Annotated in this window: 2 protein-coding genes; both read left to right on the forward strand. The window is 49.0% G+C overall.

Going from position 1 to position 4,933, the window contains the following annotated elements; genetic code table 11:
• Positions 1-159 precede the first annotated feature (159 nt).
• A complete protein-coding gene (locus ACKFKF_RS34295) occupies positions 160-2,514 on the forward strand; it encodes a S8 family serine peptidase (protein WP_446871838.1) in 2,355 nt (784 codons plus the stop codon).
• Between the two features lie 341 nt (positions 2,515-2,855).
• Positions 2,856-4,933: tetratricopeptide repeat protein (locus tag ACKFKF_RS34300; protein WP_446871839.1), on the forward strand; the 2,078-nt coding region annotated here is incomplete at its 3' end.

The following is a 4,933-nucleotide window of genomic DNA, read 5'->3' on the forward strand; positions in this document are numbered from 1 at the left end:
CAACTGGTTTGCTGACTGTTGTTACTGTACTCTATAAACCTGAAATGTGCTGTATGAGGATCGAAAGCGGGAATATGAAGATCGAAAGAAAAAGCCAAAGCATTGATTAGTGATGCCCAGCTTCGTAGGAATAAACTTTGTAATTTGGAACATACTTTCATGAGAAATAACCTTGTCGATCGCGCTTTATCTACTTCCCTAGATCAAACCAATCTGCAATCGCTGACCCGTGGCGATTTGAATACAGCGATCGCTGCCCAATCAACAAGTCACAGTTCACAAGCAGCAACCAGCACTGCTGATTTTGATGGGTCTGGCAGTCGGAAACTTTTCAAAATTCTCCGTGGCACAGGCAACATAACGATTAACAATTTCGGCGGCATTGGAGCGAAAGGCAATCAGACAGACGCAATCATTGCTAACCTCGATACCCTGAAGTTTGAGGGAGTGGGCCTGACTGCAAAGAACATGGTTTTGACTCAACACGGTAGAGACTTAGTGATTTCATTTGAGCGAGTTTCAAATACTCAGGTGACTCTAAAGAATTTTCAGCTAGAAAATCTGGACAACTTACCTGTTGGCTCGGCGCTCTTGGGCAACATTCTATTTGAGGGTGATAGTACCATTCAGGATAGCTTTGATGTCTTTAATGCAAACTGGCAGCGCAGCCAAATTCTCGAAGGTCAGCAATCAAGCCGGGTGACTTTTCTCAATGATCTGGATGACCGTATCGCAGGGTTCGATCGCTTCAATGACATCATCAACGGTCAAGGCGGAAATGACATTATTTATGGACTAGGTGGCGATGACATTTTGCGCGGCGACGTGGGCAACGACCTGCTCTGGGGCGATGTGGGCAACGATACCCTCTGGGGAGGATTGGGGCGAGACGCTCTAGTGGGCGGCAGTGGTCGCGATATCTTTGTGCTAGAGCCTAACAAAGGGGCAGACACCATTATAGACTTCAAACTCAGTGAGCGCGATCGTATCGGATTAGCGGGAGGCTTAACGTTTGATCAGTTAATTATCACTCAGGGTACAGGAAGCAATGCCAACAGTACGCTGATCAGCACTCAGACAAACGGACTACTAGCAACCTTAAACAACATCTCTGCAAGTACCCTCAGCAATGCCGCTTTTCTGACTTTGGGGAATTTTGGATTAGTGACTAGCCAGGGCGATCGAGCCATGCAAGCCGATGTTGCCAGAAGTCGCTTTGGAGTAGATGGCACAGGCATCAAAATCGGAGTGTTGTCGAATAATTTTAACAGGCTAGGTGGGGCGGCAACAGATATTGCGAGTGGTGACTTGCCTACAAGGGTAACTGTGCTGGCAGATGATTTGAGCAGTGAGATTTCGCGTGTGACAGACGAAGGCAGAGCCATGATGCAGCTCATTCACGATGTTGCTCCCGGTGCAAGTTTGATGTTCCACACTGGGGTGGCTAGTCAAAAAGTCTTCGCGGATGGCATTCGAGCACTAGCAGCCCAGGGAGCGCAAATCATTGTAGATGACATAACTTTGGCTGAACCAATGTTCCAGGATGGGATTGTGGCTCAGGCGATCGAGGAGGTTGTCAAACAGGGCATTCCTTACTTTGCTGCTGCGAGGAACAATGCTCGTGACAGCTATCAAGGTGCTTTCAGGTCGGCTGGGTTCTTTGCAGGCTATGGAGAAGTTCATGACTTTGATCCAGGAGCCGGGGTCGATTTCTATCAGAGCATTACGCTGGCGAAGAACGATTCTTTTGATCTGTCATTTCAATGGGATTCGCCACTCGGTCGTTCTACCAATGACCTTGATATCTACCTGCTTGACAATGCAAAACAAAAAGTACTGGCGAGTAGCAAACTATCAAATGTGGGAGGAGACCCGATCGAGGCGCTGAGATTCCGCAATGATGGCTCGTTTGGCTCGGATCAGTTCAATCTATTGATTGCCAAGCGATCGGGGTCTGCTCCCGGCTTGATGAAATACGTGGTGAATGATGCCGCCAATACCTTCACAATCAACGATTACAACACCAACAGTTCAACGGTCTACGGCAACGGAAATGCCAGGGGCGTTGCAGCAGTCGGAGCCGCTGCTTACTTTAATACGCCTGCCTACGGTGTAAACCCTGCAAGATTACAAGACTTTTCTTCGGCGGGGGGTACTCCGATTTTGTTTGACCAAAAGGGCAATCGTCTCTCTAGACCTGAGTTTCGCCAGCAGCCGAGGTTTGTTGGGCCTGACGACACCAATACGACATTTTTTGGCACAGATACTGTGGAGGATTCTGACCTTTTTCCCAACTTTCGAGGCACGTCAGCAGCGGCTCCTCATCTTGCAGCAGTGGCAGCTTTGATGCTCCAAGCAAATCGCTCCTTAAGTCCAGCACAAATTAATCAAGTCTTAGAACAGACGGCTCTGGATATGGATGATCCAATCACTCCAGGCTTTGATGTTGGGTTTGATTACGCGAGTGGATATGGGTTGGTTCAAGTCGATCGCGCGATCGCTCAACTCGTCTAGTTCAGTTTATTTAACGTGAATTCGATAGATTTTTTCGCTTCGTTATTTAGCACTTCTGCCCCCCAACCCCCCAATCTGGGGGACTTTCGGACAACTCTCTCGTTCAAAGTCCCCCAGATTGGGGGGGATTTAGGGGGCGTTCCAGAAATGTCGCTACCCACCGATTCATAGTTGGATTCAGCGGGGCAGAGTAAGCTTCTATCAGGGGCGATCGCTGGAAGCAAAGCGGAGCGATCAAGAGGACGATCGTACAATTCAAACTTCAGAATCCTATGCTTTGTCCACATCGACGACTCAAATCAAACGCTAGACTTACTTCTGCTTTCCTTGCGTCCATTTCCTTGTTTTTAGTTGCACCCCTATTCCAGACATCTGATTTCTTACTGCCCGCGATCGCTCAAACGATCGATGCTCGTAAAGCAGAGGGCGATCAACTGATACAGCGGGGGATGCAACAGCACCAAACTAGCCAGTTCCAAGCAGCGCTGAATTCCTGGCAACAAGCACTGCAAATTTATCGCGCCATTAAAGATCGCGAAGGGGAAGGTTGGGCACTGAACAATTTGGGAGGCGCTTACGGCTCTCTGGGCAACTATGACCAAGCCATTGAGTATGGGCAGCAAGGTTTAGCCATCGCCCGCAACATTAACGACCGACGAATAGAAGGTGCAGCATTAGTCGGTTTGGGAATTAATTACCACTCGCTGGGCAACTATACCAAAGCGATTGAGTATGGGCAGCAGGGTTTAGCGATCGCCCGTGCCATTAACGACCGACGAGGGGAAGGTTGGGCACTGGGCAATTTGGGAACCAACTACAGCTCTCTGGGCAACTATATCAAAGCGATTGAGTATACTCAGCAGAGCTTAGCGATCGCCCGCGAAATTAAAGACCGACGAGGGGAAGGTACTACACTGGGCAATTTGGGAACCGATTATCACTATCTAGGTAACTATGCCAAAGCGATTGAGTATTCCCAGCAAAGCTTAATCATCGCCCGCGAAATTAAAGACCGACGAGGGGAAGGTCGGGCACTAGTCAATCTGGGAGCTACTTATCACTCTCTATACAACTATGCCAAAGCAATTGAGTATGTGCAGCAGAGCTTAGCGATCGCCCGCGAAATTAAAGACCAACGTAGTGAAGGTGTGGCACTGGGATACTTGGGAGCCGCTTATGGCTCTTGGGGTAATAATAATGATGCCAAAGCTATTGAGCATATTCAGCAAAGTTTAGCGATCATACGCGCCATCAAAGACCGCAAAGAAGAAGGTGTGGCACTGGGCAATTTGGGAGCCATGCATCACTTTTTGGGCGACTATACCAAAGCAATTGAATATACCCAGCAGAGCTTAGCCATCGCCCGCGAACTTAAAAACCGACGAGGAGAGGGTGAGGCACTAAGGAATCTAGGAAATCATTACTACTTTTTAGGTAACAACTATGTCAAAGCGATTGAATATACCCAGCAAAGCTCAGCCATCGCCCGCGAAATTAAAGATCGACAAGGAGAAGGTACGGCACTCAACAATCTAGGCGCGGTATTCTTAGAAGCTGGCAACACCGTACAGGCTGAGAAAATGCTTGTACAGGGGATTCAAGTTTGGGAATCGCTGCGGCAGATGCTCGGCTCCAACGATGCGAATAAAATTTCCATCTTTGAAGGACAAGCCCGCACTTATCGAACGTTACAACAAGTCCGGGTGGCTCAAAATAACCCGATCGCCGCGCTGGAAATTGCCGAGCGGGGACGTGCCCGTGCTTTTGTCGATCTCCTGACCCAGCGCTTATTGTCAGATGCTGCTAATCGAACCGTTGCCGCTGCTCCCAACCAGAACCAAATCCGCCAAATTGCCAAAGCACAGAATGCGACTTTGGTGCAGTACTCCATCATTTACAACGAATTTCAGATTCAAGGAAAAAGAGAACCGCGTGAATCGGCACTCTACATCTGGGTGATTCAACCGACGGGCGAAATCACCTTCCGTCAAGTTGACCTCAAACCACTTTGGCAACGGCACAAAGTCTCCCTAGCTAACCTGATCATTGGCAATCAAGAATTCCTGGCTGTCCGCAGTCGCAGTTCCCGCTTCACCAAACCCCAACCCGACTTACCGACCTTGCATCAACTGCTGATTGATCCGATCGCCGCTCTACTGCCCAAAGACCCCAACGCCCACGTCATTTTCATTCCGCAAGGCTCACTCTTTCAAGTCCCCTTTCCCGCCCTCCAAGATAGTAACAGGACTTACTTAATCCAAAAACACACGATTCGCACTGCCCCCTCGATTCAAGTACTAGCATTAACCCGACAACAACGACAGAAGCGATCGAGTCAGCAATCTAACAGTAGGAAAGCTCTCGTATTGGGCAATCCCACCATGCCCCAAGTTTCTCTGTCGCCCGGAGAACCGAAGCA

The sequence above is a fragment of the Phormidesmis sp. 146-12 genome, from assembly GCF_052939495.1.

Excerpts from the sequence above, each read along its gene's own strand:
- ACKFKF_RS34295 (WP_446871838.1), top strand. The coding sequence starts at position 160 with ATGAGAAATAACCTTGTCGATCGCGCTTTATCTACTTCCCTAGATCAA.